The sequence below is a fragment of the Vibrio sp. 03-59-1 genome (genome assembly GCF_013114135.1).
In the GTDB taxonomy this organism is placed as follows: Bacteria; Pseudomonadota; Gammaproteobacteria; order Enterobacterales; family Vibrionaceae; genus Vibrio; species Vibrio cortegadensis.
In genome coordinates this window covers 1-625 of the sequence record NZ_VTYA01000099.1, presented here as the reverse complement: position 1 = coordinate 625, position 625 = coordinate 1, and the positions used below count along the sequence as shown (strand labels likewise).

Genomic DNA, 625 nt, shown 5'->3' with positions numbered 1-625 from the left:
TCTGGGAGTCAGCTTGCTGGCTCTTTAGATGCTCATCGTGAGAATCGTTTTTAGAAGTTAACCCGTAACATAAATTGCATAATACGAATTAAGGCTCACTCTATATAAAGCGTTGTTTCAATTAGTTTATCTGAGATGCTGTCATCTTTCGGTAGTGGGAATTCATTAACTTTCATCACTGCTTTTAAGATCTTTTCACAGTCAGAAGATGATCCTTTCATTGCTTGTACTGAATAGATTTTCATGTCGCTTTTCTCTTTGTACCCTTTGATTTTAATTGTGCATTTTGGTGTTGAAATATTTTGCTTGATTAACTGAGTGTAGATAGCTTTATATCTATCGATTTCATTTTCTTGATACCCTGATTGTGCGCCTTGGCTTATGAGTATTAAAGTTAATAGAAGTAATTGCTTCACAAGAATTCCTTTATTTGTTTTAGCCCCGCAGGGATAGACCCGCCAGAACTAGCAGCCCCACCAATTTTTTAAGCTACTGCATATATGATCATCTTTTAGATTTCTTTGTTGGCCATCCGTCCCAAACAGCAAACAAGCCGTTTTATCATTTCGATTCTAGTCCAGGTCAAAGAAAAATAGCTTCCTTCCTACCAGACCGCTTTTCATTC

General features: G+C 37.0%; 1 protein-coding gene. It reads right to left on the bottom strand.

Annotated features, from left to right (window positions below):
* Positions 1-95: 95 nt before the first annotated feature.
* Complete coding sequence (locus F0249_RS20100) at positions 96-416, bottom strand: cell envelope integrity protein TolA (RefSeq protein WP_171757659.1); 321 nt, start codon at positions 414-416, stop codon at positions 96-98.
* Positions 417-625: the final 209 nt, after the last annotated feature.